Below are 21,250 nucleotides of genomic sequence, written 5' to 3' on the forward strand. Positions count from 1 at the left end.
GGGCCGGGGTGGTGCGGGCCGCGGCGGGGTGGACGGACCTGGTGGTGACCCCGGCGCGCGGGGTGCGGGCGGTGGACGGACTGCTGACCGGACTGCACGAGCCGGCGGCCTCGCATCTGCTGATGCTGGAGGCGGTCGCGGGGCGGCCCGCACTGCTGCGGGCCTATGCCCAGGCGCTGCAAGGGCGCTACCTCTGGCACGAGTTCGGGGACCTGCACCTCATCCTCCCGGCGGACGCCACTCACCGTGCGCATTGCGACAGCAACGCCTGGTGAGGTTGTTACAGGGCCGATGTGAGCCCGCGCATAGGACCCAGGTCACTTACTAAGGGTCGTAGTGGATACATAAGGGACAGAACAGGACGGTAAAAACGGGCATTGGAGGGGTTTCGGGGCGTCCGGCCGGCGCCCTTGATCCACTACCCGGGTTCGTACGTCACACCTTTGCCAGAGGATTTTGCTGGCGCTAAGAATTGCAGCCGTCGCCGCCGAGGAAGGCGCAGCGCCGCCCCCGGCCTGAGCGACCCCCTGCTATTCGAAGAGGTAGTCCTGCATGTCTGCGAACACTTCTCGCCGCCGTCTGACCAAGACCCACAAGGCCTCGATCGCCGGTGTCGCCACTCTTGGCGCCGCAGCTCTCGCCTTCTCTCTCGTCCCGGGCAACGCCGCCGCTGAGGTCGAGCCTCAGGCGCTGGCCAACACCCAGCAGGCCGCTTGGGCGTACAACGCCGACAGCGCCCAGGCCAAGGCGCTGCACTCGAGCCTTACCGAGCAGCACACGGCGCTCGGCCTCAAGGCCAAGCAGCAGGCCGAGGCCGCCGCCAAGGCCAAGGCGAACGCCGTCGCCGCCGCCAAGGCCAAGGCCGACGCAGCAGCCAAGGCCAAGGCGAAGGCCGCTGCCGCCGCCGCGAAGGCGAAGGCCGAGGCCAAGAAGCGCGCCGCCGTGAAGGCCGCCGCGAGCCGTGCCGCCGCCCGCAAGCCCGTCTTCGCGAACAACCTCGACGGCTGGATCCGCGAGGCGCTGTTCATCATGGACAAGCACAACATTCCGGGCAGCTACAACGGCCTGCACAAGAACATCATGCGTGAGTCCAGCGGTAACCCGCGGGCCATCAACAACTGGGACATCAACGCCATCAACGGCGTCCCGTCCAAGGGTCTGCTGCAGGTCATCTACCCGACCTTCAAGGCCTACCACGTGCCCGGCACCGCGTTCGACCAGTACGACCCGGTCGCCAACATCGTCGCCGCCGCCAACTACGCGGCCGACCGCTACGGCTCGATCGACAACGTCAACAGCGCCTACTGATCGCGCTGAGGCAGCAACGCCGGAGGGCGGCACCCCGTGGGGTGCCGCCCTCGGCGTCGTCCGGCGCGTGTGACGCCGGTCGCTTCCGCTACTTCCGCATGACCTCGGGCTCGTGGCGCCGCAGCAGGCGCGCCACGGCGAAGCCGCAGACGATGCCGATGATCAGCAGGACCGAGAGGTTGAAGCCCCACTGGCCGACCGTGTGGTCCCACAGCGGGTCCAGGTTGGTCGGGTCCTTGTGGTCCCACGGCGGCATCAGGTGCGCGAGGTCGAGGGTCGAACCCGCGGCGGCGATGGCCCAGCGCGAGGGCATCAGCCAGGCGAACTGCTCCAGGCCCGGCGAGCCGTACACCTGGAAGAGGATGCCGGTGAAGACGACCTGGACGATCGCGAACATGACGAGCAGCGGCATCGTCTTCTCGGCGGTCTTCACCAGCGAGGAGATGACCAGGCCGAACATCATCGAGGTGAAGCCGAGCGCGATGATCGTGACGCACAGCTCGACGGCCGGCGGCAGGACCAGGCCCTCCGCGGGCAGCTCGCGGGTGGCGAAGCCGATGCCGCAGATGATGACGCCCTGGATGGCGGTGATCACGCCGAGGACGATGACCTTGGACATCAGGTACGCCGAGCGGGACAGGCCGGTGGCCCGCTCCCGTTCGTAGATGACCCGCTCCTTGATCAGCTCACGGACCGAGTTGGCGGCGCCCGAGAAGCACATGCCGACCGCGAGGATCAGCATGATCGTGCCGGCGTCGCCGTTGAAGCGGGACGGCGGCTTCGGCGGCGCGAGGCCGAAGTCGGCCGGGATGACGACCGAGACCACGCCGAGGACGGCCGGCAGGATCACCATCAGGCCCATGAAGCCCTTGTCGGACGCGATCACCGACGAGTAGCGGCGGATCAGGGTCCAGAGCTGGGAGCCCCAGCCCTGCGGCTTGGGCGGCCGGGCCATCGCCTGCTGCGGCATCTGCACCGGCTGCGCGGCGACGGCGTCGATGTCCGCGGCGTACATCTGGTAGTGCTGCGAGCCCTTCCAGCGGCCCGCCCAGTCGTAGTCGCGGTAGTTCTCGAAGGCGGAGAAGACGTCGGCCCAGGTGCTGTAGCCGAAGAAGTTCAGCGCCTCCTCCGGCGGACCGAAGTACGCCACCGAACCGCCGGGCGCCATCACCAGGAGCTTGTCGCACAGGCCCAGCTCGGCGACGGAGTGGGTGACGACCAGGACGGTGCGGCCGTCGTCGGCGAGGCCGCGGAGCAGCTGCATGACGTCGCGGTCCATGCCCGGGTCGAGGCCGGAGGTCGGCTCGTCCAGGAAGATCAGCGACGGCTTGGTGAGGAGCTCCAGGGCGACGGAGACGCGCTTGCGCTGACCACCGGAGAGGGAGGTGACCTTCTTCTCCTTGTGGATGTCGAGCTTGAGCTCGCGCAGCACCTCGTCGATCCGGGCCTCGCGCTCGGCCGGGGCGGTGTCGCCGGGGAAGCGGAGCTTGGCCGCGTAGCGCAGCGCCTTCTGGACGGTCAGCTCCTTGTGCAGGATGTCGTCCTGCGGGACCAGACCGATGCGCTGGCGCAGCTCGGCGAACTGCTTGTAGAGGCTCCGGTTGTCGTAGAGGACGTCGCCCTCGTTGGCCGGGCGGTAGCCGGTGAGCGCCTTGAGCAGCGTCGACTTTCCGGAACCGGACGGGCCGATGACGCCGATCAGCGACTTCTCCGGGACGCCGAACGAGACGTCCTTGAGGATCTGCTTGCCGCCGTCGACGGTCACGGTGAGGTGGCGGGCCGAGAAGGAGACCTCGCCGGTGTCGACGAACTCCTCCAGCTGACCGCCGACGATCCGGAAGGTCGAGTGGCCGACACCGACGATGTCGTTGGGTCCGATGAAGACCGAGCCGCTCTTGGCGATCGGCTGGCCGTTGACGTACGTGCCGTTGTGGGAGCCGAGGTCCTTGATCTGGAAACGCCCGTCGGGCGTCGCGTGGAACTCGGCGTGGTGGCGCGAGACCTGGAGGTCGGAGACCACCAGTTCGTTCTCGAGCGCACGGCCGATCCGCATCACGTGGCCGAGGGCCAGCTGGTAGAACGTCGTGGGGCTGCGGTCCCCGTAGACCGGCGGCGCCCCCGCGGCGCCACCGCCCTGGCCCGGCACGTTCTGTGCCGACTGCGCGGCCTGGCCGCCCTGTTGCTGCGGGAACTGCGGCTGCCCGGCGGGCTGTTGCCAGCCCTGCTGCGGCGGCGGGGCCTGATTCGTCGCCCAGTCGGCCTGCGCGCCGGCCTGGTGCTGGGCGGGCTGCTGCGCCTGCGCCGCGGCCTGGTGGGCCGGGGCGCCGGTGGCGGCGAGGTTCAGCCGCGGGCCGTCGGTGGCGTTGCCGAGGTTCACGGCGGAGCCCGGGCCGATCTCCACCTGGTGGATCCGCTGCCCCTGCACGAACGTGCCGTTGGTGGAGCCGTGGTCCTCGATGACCCAACTCCGGCCGCCCCAGCTGATGGTGGCGTGGCGCCACGAGACCCTGGCGTCGTCGATCACCAGGTCGCCCTGCGGATCACGTCCGAGGGTGTACGACCTGGACGGATCGAGAGTCCAGGTCCTTCCGTTCAATTCCAGTACGAGTTCTGGCACTCCATGCCCCACTACTTGTCCCCCGATGTACCCCCGTCGCAGGGAGTCTAGGGATGGCGAACATCGGGGGGAACTATTTCAGGCCCGGTCCCCGATCCGAAAGTCGGGCGGTGTGAAGACCCGGCGCAGGCGTGCTCCGGGCGCCCTCCGATGCTCCGTGCACGGGCCGTTGACGGAAGGAGAAAACAGCCCGGAGAGTGGTAAGCGCCCATGAGTGCGTACGGATCATGCATGAATGGGGCAACTCGGCACGAATCAGGGGGGTCTGATGGAGGCGAGGGGCGACCGCGGGCGCATGTCCCCGACCGATGTGATCCTGACCTCGATCGCGGCCGTGGGCTGGGCGCTGGTGGGGATGGCGGGGGCCGCCGCGCTCGGGCTCCATCTCCTCGGCGCGGACGCGGCGGGCGGCCTCGGCCCGATGACGGCGGCCGTGGTGGTGCTGGCCGTGGGCGGGTCGGTGACACCGACGGGTGACGTGTCGGCGTACGGACTGGAGGGGGCGGCGGCACGGACCGCCGTCGACTTCGCGCCACTCGGGGTCGCCCTGGTGGGGGCGCTGCTCCTCGGGTACCTCTTCCTGCGCTCGCTGCGGGGCGCCGGGCCGTACCTCTCGGCGCGGGACCTCGCCTGCCGGGTGGCGGCCCTGGTGACGGTCTTCGTGGCCGCGGTGGGCGGGCTGGCCTGGGCCGGGCACGACGTGGTGACGATCGACGGCGACGCCCTGGGCATCGAAGGGGTGCCGGGCGCCGGCGGGGACGGCGGGCTGCGCGTGCCGGGCCTCGGGGATCTCGGGGACCTCGGCGGGCTGCTGCCGGACCGACTCGGTGACCTGGCGGAGGCGAAGGCGTCGGTGGGCTTCTCGGTGGACACCGTGGACTCGCTGGCGGGCGCGGCGCTCTGGGCGCTCGGGGTCGTGGTGCTCGCCTTGCTCGCCTCACGGCGGGCTCCGCTGCCGCCGGGACGGTTCGGGGACGGTGTGCGGCGGGTGGTGCGGCCCGCGGCCTCGGCGCTGGTGGCGGTGGGGCTGGTGGCGGTGGCCGCCGGATACGCGGCGGCGGGGTACGCGGCCGTCGGCGACGACCGTCCCCGCCGGGTGCTGGGCGCCGCGCTGCTCGGGACGCCGAACGGGGTGGGCGTCGGGGTGCCCCTCGGACTGTTCGTGCCGTGGACCGGTGGTGCGCGGGGTTCGCTGGCGGAGGTGCTGCCCGATCCGCTGGACGCGCTGCTGGGCGGTGCGGCGACGGACCGGCCGGTGACGGTGGCCCGGCTCGCCGAGCTGGACCGGGCGGTGTGGCTGCTCGCGGTGGCCGCGGCCGTGATGATGCTGGGCGCCGGGGTGCTGGCGGCGTCCCGGACGCCCCGTGACGGGCTCGGGCGGGTGGCGTTCGCGGCGCGGTGCGGGCTGCGGCTGGGTGCGGTGACGGCGCCGGCGCTGGCCCTGTCGGTGGTGCTCGCCGGGGTGTCGGTGGACGCCTCGCTCGTGTCGGCGCGAGGGCGGCGGATCGGGGATGTCTTCGCCGGGACGCTGGTCGTGCGCGAGAGACTGCCGGCCGGGCGGACCGCTGCAGTTCCGCCGCCTCCGCCGTGGTTGGTGGGGCGGTTCACGGAGCGCCTGGAGCTTCAGCGACTCCGCCCAGCTGTGCACGGTGGCGCGCAGCTCGCCCTGCGAGGCGACGGTCGGCTCGGTGACGAGCGCGCACAGGACGAGGCGGCCGCGGGACACGACCTGCTCGATGTCCACGACGTCGACGGAGTAGGCGGCGAGGGTGTCGAAGAGTCCGGCACTCGGGACGGGGGAGCTGGTGGCACCCGGTGCCCGATACGGTGGAAGCACCATGAGCGCATCGCAGACCTCAGACGTTCCCACTCTTCTCGTCAAGATCTTCGGGAAGGACCGTCCCGGGATCACCGCCGGACTCTTCGACACCCTCGCCGCCTACTCCGTCGACGTCGTGGACATCGAGCAGGTCGTGTCCCGCGGCCGCCTCGTCCTGTGCGCGCTCGTCACCGAGCCGACCGTCGCCTCGCAGGGCGAGCTGCGCGCCACCGTGCACAGCTGGGCGGAGTCGCTGAAGCTCCAGGCCGAGATCATCTCCGGCACCGGAGACAACCGTCCGCGTGGCAGCGGCCGTTCGCACGTGACCGTCCTCGGGCACCCGCTGACCGCCGAGTCGACGGCGGCCATAGCGGCGAAGATCACCGGAACCGGCGGCAACATCGACCGCATCTTCCGCCTCGCGAAGTACCCGGTGACGGCTGTCGAGTTCGCCGTCTCGGGCTGCGAGACCGAGCCGCTGCGGACCGCGCTGGCCCCCTCGGCCTCGGAGATCGGCGTGGACGTGGCGGTCGTCTCCGCCGGACTGCACCGCCGCGCGCAGCGGCTGGTGGTCATGGACGTCGACTCGACGCTCATCCAGGACGAGGTCATCGAGCTGTTCGCCGGCCACGCCGGCTGCGAGCGCGAGGTCGCCGAGGTCACCGCGGCGGCGATGCGCGGGGAGCTGGACTTCGAGCAGTCGCTGCACGCCCGGGTGGCGCTGCTCGCCGGGCTCGACGCCTCCGTGGTGGACAAGGTCCGCGCCGAGGTGCGCCTCACCCCCGGCGCCCGCACCCTGATCCGGACCCTGAAGCGGCTCGGCTACCAGGTCGGTGTCGTCTCGGGCGGCTTCACCCAGGTCACGGACGACCTGCAGGAGAAGCTGGGCCTGGACTTCGCCTCGGCCAACACCCTGGAGATCGTCGACGGCCGGCTCACCGGCCGGGTCACCGGCGAGATCGTGGACCGGGCCGGCAAGGCGCGGCTGCTGCGCCGCTTCGCCACCGAGGCGGGGGTGCCGCTGGCCCAGACCGTGGCGATTGGCGACGGCGCCAACGACCTCGACATGCTGAACACCGCCGGGCTCGGCGTGGCCTTCAACGCCAAGCCGGTCGTGCGCGAGGCCGCGCACACCGCGGTGAACGTCCCCTTCCTCGACGCCGTCCTCTACCTGCTCGGGATCACCCGCGAGGAGGTCGAGGCCGCGGACGGCGGCGAGGACCTGCTGCACTGACGGACATCGCGAGGCCCGGCCACCGAGAGCGGTGGCCGGGCCTTCCGTCATGGGCGCGCGGGCGGCTCAGTCGTGCGGGGCCCAGTAGTCGAGCAGTGTGCCCACACCGTGCTCCACCGACTTCCACGAGCCGTTGAACCCGATGACGGAGAAGGCGGCCGTCGGGAAGCCGCCGCGGTTCATCCGGGTCAGCGTGTCGCCCTCGGCCGAGCCCGCGAGGGCGTCGGAGAGCGCGTGCATGCCGGGGTTGTGGCCGATCACGAGAAGGTCGGCCACCTCGTCGGAGGTCTCGTTGAGGAGGGCGATGAGCTCGCCGAGCGAGGCCTCGTACAGTCGATCCTCGTACACGGTCCTGGGGCGGTGCGGCAGCTCCTGCACGGCCAGTTTCCAGGTCTCACGCGTCCTGGCGGCGGTCGAGCAGAGGGCCAGATCGAAGGTGATCCCGGTGTCGGCGAGCTTGCGGCCGGCCACGGGCGCGTCCGTCCGGCCTCGCTCGGCGAGCGGACGCTCGTGGTCGGACACCTGGGGCCAGTCGGCCTTGGCATGCCGGAGCAGCACGATCCTGCGGGGTGTATCGACGCTCATGGGTTCCAGCTTCGCATGAAACCGCCCGTCAGGCGCAGGGTGTTGAGTCAGTGGGGCAGCGTCTGGCGGATCTGCTCCAGGAGCCGGCCGACCCCCGGGTCGCCACCGGCCGCCTGCGCCCCGCCGGGCGCCGTGACGAGCACGAAGAGGGCGACGAAGGCGGCCACCGGAAGGGCGAGCGCCCACCAGGGCAGCCGGGCGTCCACACCTCTGACGGACGGGGCAGGGGTCCGGGTGTGCGTGTGGGCCGCCATGGCCGCCTCCGTGGGATGGGTGATCCGGCGCGTGGTCTCCAACGTACGGAGCACGGGCCGGCGGGCCCATCCGGAGATCCACCCACTTCACCCTGACACTCGCCCCCTAGGGGACGCGGGGGCTACCCCCACCCCGGGGCGGCGCGGGTCACCGGGGCGCGGGCCGCCGGTGTGCCGGGGTCACCGGCTCACGGAGAGGCGATCGTGGCGATGACGGCGATGACGACCGAGATCCCGAGCATCGCGCCGAGCACGAGCAGGAGCTTCTTCTGGCCGTTCTGAGGGTTCGGATCGAGCACTGGCATGGCACCAGTCTCGCATCTCAGCATTCGTCCTCGACCGTCCGGGCCCTGCCCGCGAGGGTTCCGACGATCATCTGGGGCACCATCAGCCCCGCCATCAGCGCGATGGGCAGGCCCCAGCCGCCGCTGTGCTGGTACAGGACGCCGACCAGGAGCGGTCCGGGGATGGAGATGAGGTAGCCGACGCTCTGCGCGAAGGCGGAGAGCCGGACCACGCCGGCACCGGTGCGCGAGCGCATGCCGATCATGGTGAGGGCGAGCGGGAAGGCGCAGTTCGAGACGCCCAGGAGCAGCGCCCAGGCCCAGGCGCCGTCGGCGGGGGCGAAGTAGAGGCCGGTGTAGCCGGCGAGTCCGCAGAGGCCGAGGACGACGGCGATCGGGCCCTGGTTCCGCAGGCGGGTGGCGAGGCGCGGGATGACGAAGGCGAGCGGCACACCCATCACCATGGTGACGGCGAGGAGCACTCCGGCGGTACCGGCCGGGACGCCGGCGTCCCGGAAGATCTGCGGCATCCAGCCCATGGTGATGTAGGCGCCGGTGGCCTGGAGGCCGAAGAAGCAGCCGAGCGCCCAGGCCGTGCGGCTGCGGGTGATCCGCAGCGGGGCGGCCTGCGGGGACGCGGCTGCGTCCCGGACGGGTCCGGCCGTCCCGCGGGCCCCGCGGTCGCGGACCAGCGGGATCCAGGGCAGCACGGCGAGGGCGGCGAGGACCGCCCAGACGCCGAGCCCGGTGCGCCAACCTCCGCCCATGGCCTCGGCCATGGGCACGGTCGCGGCCGCGGCGAGCGAGGTGCCGAGGGCCAGCGCCATGGAGTAGAGGCCGGTCATGGTGCCGATGCGGTCGGGGAAGTACCGCTTGACGATGACGGGCATGAGGACGTTGCTGACGGCGATGCCCATCAGGGCGAGGGCGCTGGCCGCGAGGAAGCCGACGGTGCCGGAGGCGAAGGGCCGTACGGCCAGGCCCGCGAAGATCGCGGCCATGCCGGCGCAGACGACGGCGGCGGGGCCGAAGCGGCGGGCGAGGCGCGGGGCGGTGATGCCGAAGACCGCGAAGCAGAGGGGCGGCACGGAGGTGAGGACGCCGGCCACACTGCCGCTCATGTGGAGGCCGTCGCGGACCTCCTCGAGGAGGGCGCCCAGGCTGGTGATGGCGGGGCGGAGGTTGAGCGCGGCGAGCACGATCCCGAGGACGACGAGCCGGACGACCCAGACGCCGTGGCGACCCGGTGCGGAGGAATCGGCCGCGGGGGCGCCGGCCGGTTCGGTACGGGTACGGGCGGCCGGCGGGGCGGCGGGTTCGAGGGTCTGCGGCTCGTCAGGCATGGCGCCATCATAGAATCATGGGATGATTGGTTGTCCAATCCGGAACCAACGAGAAGGGTGGACCATGGCGCTCGGCACTCCCCGGCGTTCCGGGCTCTCCGATCAGGTGATCAGCGAGCTGCGGAACCAGATCACCTCAGGCGAGTGGCCGGTCGGCTCACGGATCCCGACGGAGCCGGAGCTGGTCGAGCAGCTGGGCGTGGCCCGCAACACCGTGCGCGAGGCGGTGCGCGCGCTCGCGCACAACGGCCTGCTGGACATCCGGCAGGGCTCGGGCACGTACGTCCTGGCGACGAGCGAGCTGGCGGGCGTGATGCACCGGCGGTTCGCGCACTCCGACCCCCGGCACGTGGCGGAGCTGCGCTCCACGCTGGAGTCATCGGCCGCACGGCTCGCGGCGCTGCGGCGCAGCGAACGGGACCTCAAGCAGCTGGAGACGCTGCTCGACCGGCGCGAGGAGGCGTGGGAGACGGGCGACGCGGAGCGCTTCGTGACCGCGGACGCGGCGTTCCACCACGCGGTGGTGGCGGCGTCCGGGAACGAGGTGCTGACCGAGGTGTACGCGGACCTGGGAGATCTGCTGCGGGACTGGCTGCGCGACGACGTGGGCCAGGAGCTGCGGCCGGAGCACCACATGGACCACGCGCGGCTGGTGGACGCGATCCGGGCCGGGGACGCGGAGACGGCGGCGGCCGAGGCGGCCGGCTACCCGTTCCTGTGCCTCAGGAGCCCCGAGGCTCCCGAGGCGCGGCAGCCCTGAGACCCCGGCCTCAGGAGCCCTGGGCGGACGGGTCCGAGCCTGCCGGCTGGTGGGTGATCCAGGCGGTGCGGACCTCTTTCCAGCAGCGGCCGGTCACCTGGGCGTAGGCGGTCGGGTCGACGTCGACGGGGGCGCTGTCGGTGTCCACGTCCCACCAACGGGCGCATTCGACGTGCAGGCTGACCCGGTCGGTGTCGGGGTAGGGGTTGTGGCAGTAGGCGGTGACGCGGGAGCCCTCGACGACGGTGCGGCAGGAGGCACCGAAGTCATCGGGCTGTTCGGCGGCGGTGGCCGGGGACGGGACGTCCTCGGCGGGAGCGGGAGCGGCGCGCACCTCGGCGGCGACGGCGATCCCGGCGAAGAGAGCGGCGGTCGAGGCCAGAGCGGCGAACCTGCGGTGGAGCGCACGCATGCCCGTACCTCCTCCCCATCAGTAGCCGGAATGTCACGCTCCGACCAGTCTGGGGTGATTCGCCAGACTTTTCGACTCGGGAGGGTGCCGGCACGGCGAAGGCCGGGTCCCGCCCCTGTTCGGGGGCGGCCACCCGGCCTTCGCCGTACGGTGCGCGCCGGGGCGCGACGCGTGGGCGCGTGCTTACGCGCCGATCGCGTGCAGACCGCCGTCGACGTGGACGATCTCGCCCGTCGTCTTCGGGAACCAGTCGCTCAGGAGGGCCACGACGCCACGGCCGGCCGGCTCCGGGTCGGCGAGGTTCCACTCCAGCGGGGAACGGCTGTCCCAGACCGCCGCCAGCTCGGAGAAGCCGGGGATGGACTTCGCGGCCATCGAACCGATCGGGCCCGCCGAGATCAGGTTGCAGCGGATGTCGTGCTTGCCCAGGTCACGGGCCATGTAGCGGTTGGTGGCCTCCAGGGCCGCCTTCGCCGGGCCCATCCAGTCGTACTGCGGCCACGCGAACTGCGCGTCGAAGGTCAGGCCGACGACCGAGCCGCCCTCCGTCATCAGCGGGAGCAGCGCCATCGTCAGGGACTTCAGCGAGAAGGCCGAGACGTGCATCGCCGTGGCGACGGACTCGAAGGGCGTGTTGAGGAAGTTGCCGCCGAGGGCGTCCTGCGGGGCGAAACCGATCGAGTGCACGACGCCGTCGAGACGGTCGCCCAGGTGCTCGCGGACCTGGCCCTCCAGGCGGGCGAGGTGCGTGTCGTCGGAGACGTCGAGCTCCAGGACCTTGACCTTCTCGGGCCGGGGCAGCTTCTTGGCGATGCGCTCGGTCAGCGACGGCCGCGGCCACGCGGTGAGGATGATCTCCGCGCCCTGCTCCTGGGCCAGCTTCGCGGTGTGGAAGGCGATGGAGGACTCCATCAGCACACCGGTGATCAGGATGCGCTTGCCCTCGAGAATTCCGCCAGTGTTAGTCATCGTGCTCAGTGACCCATGCCCAATCCGCCGTCAACCGGGATGACGGCTCCAGTGATGTACGAGGCGTCGTCCGAAGCCAGGAACCGCACCGTGGCGGCGATCTCCTCCGGCTGCGCGTACCGGCCCAGAGGCACCTGGGACACGATGCCCTTGCGCTGCTCCTCGGTGAGCACCTTGGTCATGTCGGTGTCGACAAAACCGGGCGCGACGACATTGAACGTGATGTTGCGCGAACCGAGCTCGCGGGCGAGGGACCGGGCGAAGCCGACCAGGCCGGCCTTGGAGGCGGCGTAGTTGGCCTGACCGGCCGAGCCGAGGAGGCCGACGACGGAGGAGATCAGGACGACGCGGCCCTTCTTGGCCCGCAGCATGCCGCGGTTGGCGCGCTTGACGACCCGGAAGGTGCCCGTGAGGTTGGTGTCGAGGACGGCGGTGAAGTCCTCCTCGGACATCCGCATGAGCAGCTGGTCCTTGGTGACACCGGCGTTGGCGACCAGCACCTCGACGGGACCGTGCTTCTCCTCGATCTCCTTGTACGCCTGCTCCACCTGCTCGGCGTCGGTGATGTCGCACTTGACGGCGAGGAAGCCGGCCGGCGGCTCACCGGACCGGTAGGTGACGGCGACCTTGTCGCCGGCGTCGACGAACGCCTGGGCGATGGCGAGGCCGATGCCCCGGTTTCCTCCGGTGACGAGAACCGAGCGGCTCAACGGATCACCCTTTCGATAGCGGTCTTGGTTACCGAAAACCTAYCGGTCCGGTCCCTCGGCCGGGGAATCGACCCCTGACAGTGGCGTACGGATGTCACTGTCGGGTCCCTACAGAAAGACGTGGGCATCGCGGCCGAAAGCGCGACATGATCGGGGGCGACCGGTCTCACACGACAGGAGACAGCTGTGCCATCTGGCATCCATACCCTCGACGAAGCCTTCACGGCGCTGCCGCTGCGGGCGCTCGCCGACGCGGCGCTCGCACGCGCGCGGGCGCTCGGCTCCGAGCACGCCGACTTCCGCCTGGAACGGGTCCGCAGCGCCTCCTGGCGGCTCCGGGACGCCAAGCCCTCCGGGTCCTCGGACACCACGGACCTCGGATACGCGGTGCGGGTGGTGCACGGCGGGGCCTGGGGCTTCGCCTCCGGCGTCGACCTGACCATGGACGGCGCCGCCCGGGTCGCCGCGCAGGCGGTCGCCATGGCCAAGCTGTCCGCGAAGGTCATCGCGGCGGCCGGGTCCGACGAGCGGGTGGAGCTCGCCGACGAGCCGGTGCACGCCGACAGGACGTGGATCTCCTCGTACGAGATCAACCCCTTCGACATCCCCGCCGCCGAGAAGAGCGCGCTGCTCGCGGACTGGAGTGCGCGGCTGCTGCGGGCCGAGGGCGTGGCGCACGTGGACGCCTCCCTGATGACCGTCCAGGAGAACAAGTTCTACGCGGACACGGCGGGCACCGTCACCACCCAGCAGCGGGTCCGGCTGCACCCGCAGCTGACCGCCGTCGCGGTCGACGAGACGACCGGCGAGTTCGACTCGATGCGGACGATCGCGCCGCCGGTCGGACGGGGCTGGGAGTACCTGACCGGCACCGGCTGGGACTGGGACGCCGAGCTGGAGCGGATCCCCGGGCTGCTGGCCGAGAAGATGCGGGCACCCAGCGTGGAGGCGGGGACGTACGACCTGGTCGTCGACCCGTCGAACCTGTGGCTGACGATCCACGAGTCGATCGGCCACGCGACCGAGCTGGACCGGGCCCTGGGTTACGAGGCCGCGTACGCGGGGACCTCCTTCGCCACCTTCGACCAGCTGGGGAAGCTGACCTACGGTTCGTCGATCATGAACGTGACCGGCGACCGCACCGCCGAGCACGGCCTGGCGACCGTCGGGTACGACGACGAGGGCGTCGAGGGCCAGAGCTGGGACCTGGTGAAGGACGGCACGCTGGTCGGCTACCAGCTGGACCGCCGGATCGCGAAGCTCACCGGGCTCGGCCGGTCCAACGGCTGCGCGTTCGCGGACTCGCCGGGTCACGTGCCGGTGCAGCGGATGGCGAACGTCTCCCTGCGGCCCGACCCGGGCGGGCTCTCGACCGAGGACCTGATCGGCGGCGTGGAGCGCGGCATCTACGTGGTCGGCGACCGGTCCTGGTCGATCGACATGCAGCGCTACAACTTCCAGTTCACCGGTCAGCGCTTTTTCCGCATCGAGAACGGCCGGCTCGCCGGGCAGCTGCGCGACGTCGCGTACCAGGCGACGACCACCGACTTCTGGGGCTCGATGGAGCAGGTGGGCGGCCCGCAGACCTACGTCCTGGGGGGCGCGTTCAACTGCGGCAAGGCCCAGCCGGGCCAGGTCGCGGCGGTCTCCCACGGCTGCCCCTCCGCCCTCTTCCGGGGCGTCAACATCCTCAACACGACGCAGGAGGCCGGTCGATGAGCCGCGTCAGCAAGCCGTACGAGATCGTCGAGCGGGCCCTGGAGCTGTCCCGTGCGGACGGGTGCGTCGTCATCGCCGACGAGGAGTCCTCCGCCAACCTGCGCTGGGCCGGGAACGCGCTGACCACGAACGGCGTCACCCGCGGCCGGACCCTCACCGTCATCGCGACCGTCGACGGCGCGCAGGGCACCGCCTCCGGTGTCGTCTCGCGGTCCGCGGTGACCGCCGACGACCTGGAGCCGCTGGTCCGGGCCGCCGAGGAGGCCGCGCGGGCCGCCGGCCCGGCCGAGGACGCACAGCCGCTGGTCGAGGGCATCGACCCCTCCCCCGACTTCACGGACGCCCCCGCCGAGACCTCGTCCGCCGTCTTCACGGACTTCGCGCCTGCGCTCGGCGAGGCCTTCGCCCGCGCCCGGGCCGGCGGGCGGGAGCTGTACGGCTTCGCCCACCACCAGCTGACCTCGACCTACCTCGGCACGTCCACGGGCCTGCGGCTGCGGCACGACCAGCCCACCGGCACGCTGGAGCTGAACGCCAAGTCGCCCGACCGCTCCCGCTCCGCGTGGGCCGGACGCTCCACCCGCGACTTCAAGGACGTCGACCCGGCGGCCCTGGACGCCGACCTGGCCCGGCGGCTGGGCTGGGCGGAGCGGCGGATCGACCTGCCCGCCGGGCGCTACGAGACGCTGCTGCCGCCGACCGCCGTGGCCGACCTGCTGATCTACCAGCTGTGGTCCTCGGCCGCCCGGGACGCGGTGGAGGGCCGGACGGTCTTCTCCAAGCCGGGCGGCGGGACGCGGCTGGGCGAGACGCTCTCCCCCCTGCCGCTGAACCTGCGCAGCGACCCGAACGAGCCGGGCCTGGAGTCCGCCCCGTTCGTCGTCGCGCACTCCTCGGGCGACGACTCGTCGGTCTTCGACAACGGCCTGCCGCTGCCCCCGGTCGACTGGATGCGCGAGGGCAGGCTGGAGCACCTGGTCACCACCCGGCACACCGCGGCGCTCACGCGCCTGCCGGTGGCCCCCGCCGCGGGGAACCTGATCCTGGACGCCGGCGGCGAGCGCTCGCTGGAGGAGATGGTGGCGTCCACGCGGCGCGGCCTGCTGCTGACGTGCCTCTGGTACATCCGCGAGGTCGACCCGGCGACGCTGCTGCTGACCGGGCTGACCCGGGACGGCGTCTACCTCGTCGAGGACGGCGAGGTGGTCGGCGAGGTGAACAACTTCCGGTTCAACGAGTCGCCGGTGGACCTGCTGTCGCGGGCGTCGGAGGCGGGGCGGACCGAGAAGACGCTGCCGCGCGAGTGGAGCGACTGGTTCACCAGGGCCGCGATGCCCGCGCTGCGGGTGCCGGACTTCAACATGAGCTCGGTCAGCAAGGGCGTGTGACCCGCCTAGACTGAGCAACGGCGTGACGACCATCGATCAAGGAGACCGGACACCGTGACGGACATCGTCGACGAGCTGCAGTGGCGGGGACTCTTCTCCCAGTCCACCGACGAGGACGCCTTGCGCAAGGCCCTCGCGGACGGTCCCGTCACGTTCTATTGCGGCTTCGACCCGACCGCGGCCAGTCTCCACGTCGGTCACCTGGTCCAGGTGCTCACCGTCCGCCGGCTCCAGCAGGCCGGGCACCGGCCGCTGGCGCTGGTCGGCGGGGCCACCGGGCAGATCGGCGACCCGCGCCCGAGCGCCGAGCGCACCCTGAACGACCCGGAGACGGTCGCGAACTGGGTGAACCGGCTGCGGACGCAGATCGAGCCGTTCCTCTCCTTCGAGGGGGAGAACGCGGCGGTCATGGTGAACAACCTGGACTGGACCGCGGGCCTGTCGGCGATCGAGTTCCTGCGTGACATCGGCAAGCACTTCCGGGTCAACAAGATGCTGACCAAGGACTCGGTGGCCCGGCGGCTGGAGTCCGAGCAGGGCATCAGCTACACGGAGTTCAGCTACCAGCTCCTGCAGGGCATGGACTTCCTGGAGCTGTACCGCCGGTACGGCTGCACGCTCCAGCAGGGCGGATCCGACCAGTGGGGCAACCTGGTGGCCGGTCTCGACCTGATCCACCGCCTGGAGCCGGGCGCGGAGGTGCACGCGCTGGCGACGCCGCTGATGGTCAAGGCGGACGGCACGAAGTTCGGCAAGACCGAGGGCGGGGCCGTCTGGCTCGACCCGGAGATGACCACGCCGTACGCGTTCTACCAGTTCTGGCTGAACGTGGACGACCGGGACATCTCGACGTACATGCGGATCCTCTCCTTCAGGTCCCGCGAGGAGCTGGAGGAGCTGGAGCGGCAGACCGCCGAGCGGCCGCAGGCCCGGGCCGCCCAGCGGGCGCTGGCCGAGGAGCTGACGACGCTGGTGCACGGCGCCGACCAGTGCGCGGCGGTCGTCGAGGCCTCGAAGGCGCTGTTCGGCCAGGGCGACCTGGCGGACCTGGACGCGGCCACGCTGGCGGCGGCGCTCTCCGAGCTGCCGCACGCCCGGGTGCGGGAGCTCGGCCAGGTCGTGGACCTGTTCACCGAGGTCGGCCTCGCGCCGAGCAAGTCGGCCGCGCGCCGCACGGTGAAGGAGGGCGGGGCGTACGTGAACAACGTGAAGGTCACCGCCGAGGACGCGACGGTGTCGGCGGACGAGCTGCTGCACGGCCGCTGGCTGGTGCTGCGCCGGGGCAAGAAGAACCTCGCGGCGATCGAGTTCGACGCGGAGGGCTGACCCTCCCGGCCCCGGACACCGGGGCCGGACATGCCGGAGGCCCGGGGTGCGCACGACGCGCGCCCCGGGCCTCCGGCATGTCCGGGCCGGCTTTTCACGCCCGTTGCCGGTTGCCCCTGATCGAGGTCCACAGCATGTCGCCCACGCCGACCACAGCGATCGCACCGATGAGTTGGAGCAGGTGGCGGGTCCAGTCGATGCCCTTGGTGTCGTTGACCCCGATCCAGGTCGCGACGGCATTGCCGAGAACACTGCCGAGAATTCCGAATACGGTCGTCAGCCACAGCGGGATTTGCTGCTTGCCCGGCAGGATCGCTTTGGCGATCAGGCCCAGCACAAATCCCACGATGATTGCCCACAACCAACTCATGGTCGCCTCCTCATGCGGCGCGATCTGCGCATGTGGGCCCAGTCTCGGCCCACCCGCCATACGGCGCATGTCGGACGGCTCCATACGTGCCCCGGTCTCGTCCGGCTCGGACGTCGGGCGTACCGTGGAAGGAGGTCCGGACCAGGGAGGGTCCGGCGGCGACACCGGGTGGTGGAACGTGATGCGGAAGCAGGGCACGACCGAGGTCTTCCGGATCACCGGAGCCCGGCAGGGTCTCACTGACGACGTGCGGGGCCGGCAGCGCCGGTACGTGATCTCCATGACGGTGCGGACGCTGTCCGTCATCGCGGCGGCGGTGCTGTGGAACGTCGAGAGGCATGTGGCCTTCGTGGCGCTCGCCCTGGGCCTGCTGCTCCCCTATGTCGCCGTGGTCATCGCGAACGCGGGACGCGAGAACGCCCCGTCCCTCCCCTCCACGTTCGTACCGCCGCCCGTACGCCCGGCGCTGGGGGCCGGCGACGACCCGGCACGGGAGCGCACGGAGGCGCGCACGGAAGCACCTCCGGAAGCACACACGGAGGGTTCGTAGCGGCGTCGACGGTGGCGTACGCAAGCCCCGGGGCGATCACCAATGGTTTTCAAAAGCTCAAGAAAAGCTCAGATCAATCATGAAGTTCCGGTGCACCACACCCCATTCCCCGTGACATACTTCCTACGCGCTCCGCATCCCCCGTCGGAGCGACGGACCGATGCCGGGCAGCTCCCCCCGTGGCTGCTCGGCATCGCCATTGTTGGACAATGATCCGGTGATCAATCCGGTGAGCGAAGAGTCCCCGATCTGTTCCGCCAAGGGCTGCCGCGCCGACGCGGTCTGGGTCCTCGCCTGGAACAACCCCAAGCTGCACACGCCCGAGCGCCGTAAGACGTGGCTCGCCTGCGAGGAGCACCGCGAGCACCTGTCGCAGTTCCTGGGGGTGCGCGGCTTCCTCAAGGACGTCGTGCCGCTGGCGGACTGGGAGGAGTCAGCCGCCGATCGCTGACATCGGGCGCTCCGGCTGCAGGAAGGCCGGGTCGTCCAGCCCCGAACCGGCCTTCTTGCCCCACATCGCGACCTTCCAGATCCGGGCGATCTCCTCGTCCGGCGCCTCGGAGCGCAGCGCGGCCCGCAGGTCGGTCTCCTCGGTGGCGAACAGGCAGGTACGCACCTGGCCGTCCGCGGTCAGCCGGGTCCGGTCGCAGGCCCGGCAGAACGGGCGGGTGACGGAGGCGATGACCCCGACCGTGTGGGGCCCGCCGTCGACGACCCAGCGCTCGGCGGGTGCCGAGCCGCGCTCCTCGTCGCCCTCGGGGGTGAGGGTGAAGCGGGTGCGCAGCGATTCGAGGATGTCCCCGGCGGTGATCATGCCGTCGCGCTTCCAGCCGTGCTGGGCGTCGAGGGGCATCTGCTCGATGAAGCGCAGCTCGTACGCGTTCTCCACGGCCCAGGCCAGCAGGTCGGGGGCCTCGTCGTCGTTGAGTCCGGGCATCAGGACCGCGTTGACCTTGACGGGGGTGAGGCCGGCGTCGCGGGCGGCGGCCATGCCCTCCAGGACGTCGTGGTGACGGTCGCGGCGGGTCAGGGTCTTGAAGACGTCGGGTCGCAGGGTGTCGAGGGAGACGTTGACCCGGTCCAGGCCGGCGGCCTTCAGCGCGGCGGCCGTCCGCTTGAGTCCGATGCCGTTCGTGGTCAGGGACATCCGGGGGCGGGGCTCCAGGGCCGCGCACCGCTCGACGATGCCCACCAGGCCGGGGCGGAGCAGCGGCTCGCCGCCGGTGAAGCGGACCTCGGTGACGCCCAGCTCGGTGACCGCGATCCGGACCAACCGGACGATCTCGTCGTCGGTCAGCAGATCGGGCTTGGCGAGCCACTGCAGTCCCTCTTCCGGCATGCAGTACGTGCACCGCAGGTTGCACCGGTCCGTGAGTGAAACACGCAGGTCAGTGGCCACTCGGCCGTAGGTGTCGATCAGCACTGCGGGCCTCCTCCCCGTCGTCCGGATCCCTCTGCTGCGAGCCTACGCGAGCGGGCCGGGCCCGGGCACGGCCCGATTGTCACGAGGACGGGAACGGTCCCGTCGTAGAACTCTACGACGGGACCGCCGGGCGACTGCGCGCCGTATACGATTCAGTGCGCTCCGACACCGGTGAGGGACTTGACCTCCAGTTCCGCGTACTTGCCCTTGTCCGGCTCCTCCTTGGAGAGCAGCGAGCCGAGCCAGCCGAGCAGGAAGCCGAGCGGGATCGAGACGAGGCCCGGGTTCTCCAGCGGGAACCAGTAGAAGTCGACGGTCTTGAACATCGAGGTGGGCTTGCCGGAGACGACCGGCGAGAAGAGCACCAGGACGACCGAGGAGACCAGGCCGCCGTAGATCGACCAGAGCGCGCCCCGGGTCGTGAACCTCTTCCAGAACAGGCTGTAGAGGATCGTCGGCAGATTGGCCGAGGCGGCGACGGCGAAGGCGAGGGCCACCAGGCCGGCGACGTTGAGGTCGCGGGCGAGCGCGCCGAGGGCGATCGAGACGATGCCGATGAGGACGGTCGCCCAGCGGGCCGCGCGGACCTCCTCCTTCTCGGTGGCCTTGCCGCGCCGGATGACGTTGGCGTAGATGTCGTGCGCGAACGAGGACGACGAGGCCAGGGTCAGTCCGGCGACCACGGCGAGGATGGTGGCGAAGGCGACGGCCGAGATCACCGCGAGCAGGATCGCGCCGCCGGTCGAGCCGGCGCCGCCGCCGATCTCCAGCGCCGCGAGCGGCGCGGCCGTGTTGCCGGCCTTGTTGGAGGCGATGATGTCGCTGTTCTTGAGCAGGGCCGCGGCGCCGAAGCCGAGCACGATCGTCATCAGGTAGAAGGCGCCGATGATGCCGATGGCCCAGTTCACGGACTTACGGGCGGCCTTGGCGGTCGGCACCGTGTAGAAGCGGATCAGGATGTGCGGCAGGCCGGCGGTGCCCAGGACGAGCGCGATGCCGAGCGAGATGAAGTCGAGCTTCGAGACGCCGGTGGCGCCGTACTTGAGACCGGGCTCCAGGAACGCCGAGCCCTTGCCGCTGTTGGTGGCGGCGGCGCCGAGCAGGTCGGAGAGGTTGAAGTCGAACTTCAGCAGGATGAGGAAGGTGATCAGGAGCGTGCCGGCGATGAGCAGGACCGCCTTGACCATCTGCACCCAGGTGGTGCCCTTCATGCCGCCGATGGTGACGTACACGATCATGAGCACGCCGACCAGGGCGACGATCGCGATCTTGCCGCCGTCGCTGGTGATGCCGAGCAGCAGCGAGACGAGCACGCCCGCGCCGGCCATCTGAGCCAGCAGGTAGAAGATCGAGACGACGATGGTGGAGGTGCCGGCGGCGGTACGGACGGGGCGCTGGCGCATCCGGTAGGCGAGGACGTCGCCCATGGTGAAGCGGCCTGAGTTGCGCAGCGGCTCGGCGACCAGGAGCAGGGCGACCAGCCAGGCGACCAGGAAGCCGATCGAGTAGAGGAAGCCGTCGTAGCCGAAGAGGGCGATGGCACCGGCGATGCCGAGGAAGGACGCGGCCGACATGTAGTCGCCGGAGATCGCGAGGCCGTTCTGGAAGCCGGTGAACTGGCGGCCGCCGGCGTAGAAGTCGGCGGCGCTCTTGGTCTGGCGTCCCGCCCACACGGTGATGACGAGTGTGGCGACGACGAAGACGCCGAAGAGGCTGATGATCAGCGTCCGGTGCTCGCTGGTGGCGTTCTCGGCCGCCAGCTGGACGGCCTGGAAGGTGCTGCTCACGCGTCGGCCTCCATACGGGACTTGATGGCCTCGGCCTTCGGGTCGAGGCGCTCGGCCGCGTGCCGCGAGTAGAGCCAGGCGATGAGGAAGGTGGTCAGGAACTGGCCCAGGCCGAGGACGAGGGCGACGTTGATGTTGCCGAAGAGCTTGGTTCCCATGAAGCCGCCCGCGTAGTTGGAGAGCAGCACGTAGAGCAGGTACCAGGCGATGAAGCCGATGGTCAGCGGGAAGGCGAAGGAGCGGTAGGTGCGGCGCAGTTCGCCGAATTCCGCACTCTCCTGCACCTCGACGAAGGCCTCCGTCGTGGGCTGGACGGGGCCGGGGGCGGCTTCCGTGCCGCTCTGGGGCGGCGGCGGTGCTTCGGTGGCCACGGAATCTCCTCGGGACGCGGG

The 21,250-nt window shown here is 71.1% G+C and carries 21 protein-coding genes and 2 pseudogenes; 10 read left to right on the top strand and 13 right to left on the bottom strand.

Annotated elements, in window-relative coordinates:
• On the top strand, positions 1-275 hold a 275-nt coding region (locus EAO71_RS09870), incomplete at its 5' end, for an S-adenosylmethionine:tRNA ribosyltransferase-isomerase (protein ID WP_147979203.1).
• Between the two features lie 277 nt (positions 276-552).
• Entirely contained in the window at positions 553-1,308 is a 756-nt protein-coding gene (locus EAO71_RS09875; RefSeq protein WP_147977379.1) for a transglycosylase SLT domain-containing protein, read from the top strand.
• Positions 1,309-1,396: 88 nt separating this feature from the next.
• Here EAO71_RS09875 and EAO71_RS09880 read toward each other — a convergent pair whose 3' ends face one another.
• Entirely contained in the window at positions 1,397-3,937 is a 2,541-nt protein-coding gene (locus EAO71_RS09880) for an ABC transporter ATP-binding protein/permease (protein ID WP_147977380.1), read from the bottom strand.
• Positions 3,938-4,280: 343 nt separating this feature from the next.
• On the opposite strand from EAO71_RS09880, the pseudogene EAO71_RS38195 reads away from it, so the two are divergent.
• Positions 4,281-5,348 (top strand): annotated as a pseudogene (locus EAO71_RS38195) (streptophobe family protein); the annotation flags it as partial.
• Positions 5,349-5,537: 189 nt separating this feature from the next.
• Here the strand turns inward: EAO71_RS38195 and EAO71_RS09890 are convergent.
• A pseudogene (locus EAO71_RS09890) lies at positions 5,538-5,765 on the bottom strand (ACT domain-containing protein); the annotation flags it as partial.
• On the opposite strand from EAO71_RS09890, the gene serB reads away from it, so the two are divergent.
• Positions 5,764-6,978 carry a phosphoserine phosphatase SerB gene (serB, locus tag EAO71_RS09895; RefSeq protein ID WP_147977381.1) on the top strand — a complete coding sequence of 405 codons (1,215 nt, stop codon included), beginning with the start codon at positions 5,764-5,766 and terminating at the stop codon, positions 6,976-6,978. The pseudogene EAO71_RS09890 and the gene serB sit on opposite strands and share 2 nt — an antisense overlap.
• A gap of 66 nt (positions 6,979-7,044) precedes the next feature.
• On the opposite strand, the gene EAO71_RS09900 is transcribed toward serB, so the two are convergent.
• The 4 genes from EAO71_RS09900 to EAO71_RS09910 form a co-directional block, all read right to left on the bottom strand.
• Positions 7,045-7,563, bottom strand: coding sequence for a SixA phosphatase family protein (locus EAO71_RS09900; RefSeq protein WP_147977382.1), 519 nt, complete (start codon positions 7,561-7,563; stop codon positions 7,045-7,047).
• Between the two features lie 47 nt (positions 7,564-7,610).
• Positions 7,611-7,859 (bottom strand): hypothetical protein, encoded by a 249-nt coding sequence (locus tag EAO71_RS09905; RefSeq protein WP_410093958.1) that lies wholly within the window; start codon positions 7,857-7,859, stop codon positions 7,611-7,613.
• A gap of 146 nt (positions 7,860-8,005) precedes the next feature.
• Positions 8,006-8,122 carry an SGM_5486 family transporter-associated protein gene (locus EAO71_RS38675; RefSeq protein ID WP_261992078.1) on the bottom strand — a complete coding sequence of 39 codons (117 nt, stop codon included), beginning with the start codon at positions 8,120-8,122 and terminating at the stop codon, positions 8,006-8,008.
• A gap of 17 nt (positions 8,123-8,139) precedes the next feature.
• Positions 8,140-9,444, bottom strand: coding sequence for a CynX/NimT family MFS transporter (locus tag EAO71_RS09910; protein ID WP_147977383.1), 1,305 nt, complete (start codon positions 9,442-9,444; stop codon positions 8,140-8,142).
• 64 nt (positions 9,445-9,508) lie between these two features.
• Between EAO71_RS09910 and EAO71_RS09915 the strand changes: the two genes are divergently transcribed.
• Positions 9,509-10,204: a FadR/GntR family transcriptional regulator gene (locus tag EAO71_RS09915; RefSeq protein ID WP_147977384.1), complete on the top strand. Its 696-nt coding sequence runs from the start codon at positions 9,509-9,511 to the stop codon at positions 10,202-10,204.
• A gap of 10 nt (positions 10,205-10,214) precedes the next feature.
• Here the strand turns inward: EAO71_RS09915 and EAO71_RS09920 are convergent, their stop codons facing one another.
• The 3 genes from EAO71_RS09920 to fabG form a co-directional block, all read right to left on the bottom strand.
• Positions 10,215-10,616 (bottom strand): hypothetical protein, encoded by a 402-nt coding sequence (locus EAO71_RS09920; RefSeq protein ID WP_147977385.1) that lies wholly within the window; start codon positions 10,614-10,616, stop codon positions 10,215-10,217.
• A gap of 183 nt (positions 10,617-10,799) precedes the next feature.
• Entirely contained in the window at positions 10,800-11,585 is a 786-nt protein-coding gene (gene fabI, locus EAO71_RS09925; RefSeq protein ID WP_147977386.1) for an enoyl-ACP reductase FabI, read from the bottom strand.
• 5 nt (positions 11,586-11,590) lie between these two features.
• Positions 11,591-12,295, bottom strand: a complete 705-nt coding sequence (fabG, locus tag EAO71_RS09930) for a 3-oxoacyl-[acyl-carrier-protein] reductase (RefSeq protein WP_147977387.1) — start codon at positions 12,293-12,295, stop codon at positions 11,591-11,593.
• A gap of 198 nt (positions 12,296-12,493) precedes the next feature.
• Here fabG and EAO71_RS09935 point away from each other — a divergent pair, with 198 nt between their 5' ends.
• Genes EAO71_RS09935 through tyrS form a run of 3 tightly spaced genes read left to right on the top strand, consistent with a single transcriptional unit; the run spans position 12,494 to position 16,728 of the window.
• Positions 12,494-14,014 carry a TldD/PmbA family protein gene (locus EAO71_RS09935; protein ID WP_147979205.1) on the top strand — a complete coding sequence of 507 codons (1,521 nt, stop codon included), beginning with the start codon at positions 12,494-12,496 and terminating at the stop codon, positions 14,012-14,014.
• Positions 14,011-15,402 (top strand): metallopeptidase TldD-related protein, encoded by a 1,392-nt coding sequence (locus tag EAO71_RS09940; protein WP_147977388.1) that lies wholly within the window; start codon positions 14,011-14,013, stop codon positions 15,400-15,402. The genes EAO71_RS09935 and EAO71_RS09940 overlap by 4 nt, the downstream gene beginning before the upstream one ends.
• 54 nt (positions 15,403-15,456) lie before the next feature.
• A complete protein-coding gene (gene tyrS, locus EAO71_RS09945; RefSeq protein ID WP_147977389.1) occupies positions 15,457-16,728 on the top strand; it encodes a tyrosine--tRNA ligase in 1,272 nt (423 codons plus the stop codon).
• 94 nt (positions 16,729-16,822) lie between these two features.
• Here tyrS and EAO71_RS09950 read toward each other — a convergent pair whose 3' ends face one another.
• Complete coding sequence (locus EAO71_RS09950) at positions 16,823-17,098, bottom strand: GlsB/YeaQ/YmgE family stress response membrane protein (RefSeq protein WP_147977390.1); 276 nt, start codon at positions 17,096-17,098, stop codon at positions 16,823-16,825.
• A gap of 181 nt (positions 17,099-17,279) precedes the next feature.
• On the opposite strand from EAO71_RS09950, the gene EAO71_RS09955 reads away from it, so the two are divergent.
• Together EAO71_RS09955 and EAO71_RS09960 are read left to right on the top strand one after the other, a co-directional pair.
• Positions 17,280-17,648 carry a DUF3099 domain-containing protein gene (locus EAO71_RS09955; RefSeq protein WP_147977391.1) on the top strand — a complete coding sequence of 123 codons (369 nt, stop codon included), beginning with the start codon at positions 17,280-17,282 and terminating at the stop codon, positions 17,646-17,648.
• Between the two features lie 217 nt (positions 17,649-17,865).
• Positions 17,866-18,099 (top strand): hypothetical protein, encoded by a 234-nt coding sequence (locus EAO71_RS09960; protein ID WP_261992079.1) that lies wholly within the window; start codon positions 17,866-17,868, stop codon positions 18,097-18,099.
• Here the strand turns inward: EAO71_RS09960 and moaA are convergent.
• From moaA to EAO71_RS09975, 3 genes are all read right to left on the bottom strand, one after another.
• Positions 18,082-19,071, bottom strand: a complete 990-nt coding sequence (gene moaA / locus EAO71_RS09965) for a GTP 3',8-cyclase MoaA (protein ID WP_147977393.1) — start codon at positions 19,069-19,071, stop codon at positions 18,082-18,084. The genes EAO71_RS09960 and moaA overlap by 18 nt on opposite strands.
• A gap of 152 nt (positions 19,072-19,223) precedes the next feature.
• Entirely contained in the window at positions 19,224-20,858 is a 1,635-nt protein-coding gene (locus EAO71_RS09970) for a solute symporter family protein (RefSeq protein WP_147977394.1), read from the bottom strand.
• Positions 20,855-21,229 (bottom strand): DUF485 domain-containing protein, encoded by a 375-nt coding sequence (locus EAO71_RS09975; protein WP_147977395.1) that lies wholly within the window; start codon positions 21,227-21,229, stop codon positions 20,855-20,857. Before EAO71_RS09975 ends, EAO71_RS09970 begins: the two co-directional genes overlap by 4 nt.
• Positions 21,230-21,250 lie beyond the last annotated feature (21 nt).

The organism is Streptomyces sp. MS191, from assembly GCF_008042125.1.
Classification (GTDB): domain Bacteria; phylum Actinomycetota; class Actinomycetes; order Streptomycetales; family Streptomycetaceae; genus Streptomyces.